Annotated in this window: 2 protein-coding genes and 1 pseudogene; all 3 read right to left on the bottom strand. The window is 63.1% G+C overall.

Annotated features, from left to right (window positions below; all coding sequences use genetic code 11):
- Nucleotides 1-213: pseudogene (locus tag EN969_RS29140) on the bottom strand (MHS family MFS transporter); the annotation flags it as partial.
- Between the two features lie 190 nt (nt 214-403).
- Nucleotides 404-1,192, bottom strand: a complete 789-nt coding sequence (locus tag EN969_RS29135) for an ATP12 family chaperone protein (protein WP_063168064.1) — start codon at nt 1,190-1,192, stop codon at nt 404-406.
- Between the two features lie 11 nt (nt 1,193-1,203).
- Nucleotides 1,204-1,893: DMT family transporter (locus tag EN969_RS29130; protein ID WP_164758596.1), on the bottom strand; the 690-nt coding region annotated here is incomplete at its 5' end.

The following is a 1,893-nucleotide window of genomic DNA, read 5'->3' as shown; positions in this document are numbered from 1 at the left end:
GCCTGCGGCGAAAGCCAACAGCGCGAAAATGTTGCGGGTCGCTTCCGGAATGGCTGGGCTGAAAAAGGTCGAACCGATGAACACCGCCAGCGAGCCATAAAGATAGAAATCATACCATTCGAAAACGGTGCCGAGCGAGGAAGCGAAGATGACTTTCTTCTCTTCCCGCGTCATGCCGCGGCTTGTTCCGCCGGCGGTCGATGCTATTGCCATTGCGTTATCCTCCCGTGAGACCCGTTCTCAATGCTGCGCGACACTGTCCGCGTTCTCCTCCGAGCACGGACTCAACGACAGCCATTCGGGAAAAATGACAGAAAGCGCCCGCCAAAGGCAGCGCGTCTTTGGGATTATGACTTTGGTATTAGGTGCGCTGCGGGATGAAACCGGGCGAGTTGGGAAACCCCTAGCCCTTGAGCGCTTGCAGCAGGCCGGCGGCAGCCATCATGTCGCGCTTGCGAGCCGCGCGGCGGGCAACGGCCTCCGCATCCTGCCCCCAATGCTCGATCTGCCAGTCCTCGTCGACATGAGCAGCGGCCCAGGCAGCCTCAGCGTCGATCTCGCCGAAATCGACAGCCAGCGCCAGCAGCGCCGAACCGGTCAGCGACGTCATCACATGGATGGCGGCGAGCCGCAGCGGCTCGGCGCGCTGGGCAAGATGGCTGCCCAGCACGGCGATGGTCTCGCGCGGCTGCTCGACATGGATGATGCCCTCGGCCAGATTGAAGCGGGCTCCGAGCGTCCTCGCCCAGTCGATCACCGGATCCCAATGCTGGTTCTGCCGCTCCACCAGCCCTTGCGGCGCGTCGGCGCGATAGCAGGTGAGATCGGATGAGGCAAAGCGCAGGATATCCTCCAGCACCGCCTGCGGGTCGCTGGCGACGCCATCGATGGCCGTGTTGACGAGGCGCATCACCGGCATCTTCACCGGATCGATGGTCTCGCTTTGGGCGGCGAACTCGTCGGCGACGAGCGCGGCTGCTGCCTCGGTCGGCAGCACCAGCAGCGCCTTGCCCGGCGTCCGCACCGGCTTGCCGTCGAGATGCACGGCAAAGCCATTGTCGATAGGTGCCACAGAGGCGGCCTTGTAGAAGCGTTTGGGCAGAGGCGTCTTCATCTGGATCTGGGCGCGGCGCACAGGATCCGGGTCGGAGAGATACTTGCCCGCTTCGAGGTCGTTGAGGATGTCACGCATGAAGGTCTCTCTTACACCGGCGTCAGCTTGCGCGCCGGCCGGTTGACGATGATCAGGCCGGCGGCAATCAGGCCAAGTGCCAGGAAAATGCGCATGGTCAGCGGCTCATTCAAGAACATGGCTCCGCACAGCACGCCGAAAACCGGCGACAGGAAGGTGAAACTGGACAGGCCTGACGCCGGATAGCGCCGCAGCAGCCAGAACCACAGCACATAGGTGAAGGCGACGATGTAGACCGCCTGGAAAAGCAGCGCCAAGGTCGGCAGCACGGTCGGGTCGCGAACGGGCGGGCCGGCGAGAGGCAGCACCAATACGCCCACGATCGCTGCCCCGGCGAGCTGGTAAAGCAGCAGCTTCTCGGCGCTCGCCTCGACCAGCTTCGACCGCTTGATGAGGATGTTGGTCAAAGCCCAGAAGAATCCGGAGCCAAGGCTCAGCAGATCGCCGAACAGCATGTCTCCGCCGCCGCCAAGCTTGTCGGAAAACACCGCGGCAAGGCCGGCAAAGGCCAGCAGCAGGCCAAGGAATTTTCTCAACGTGATCTGCTCGCCGAGCAGGAAATGGCCGCCGAGCAGCATCCAGAACGGCATGGTGTTGACCAGCAGCGTGTTGCGGGCAACGGTCGTATGCTCCAGGCCGACATAGAGGCAAAGGAACTCGATGCCGAAAAGCGCGCCAACCAAGATGCCGGCGAGCAAGGT

The sequence above is a fragment of the Mesorhizobium sp. M7A.F.Ca.CA.003.01.2.1 genome, from assembly GCF_003998945.1.
GTDB lineage: Bacteria > Pseudomonadota > Alphaproteobacteria > Rhizobiales > Rhizobiaceae > Mesorhizobium > Mesorhizobium ciceri.
This window is presented reverse-complemented; position numbering and strand designations above follow the sequence as displayed.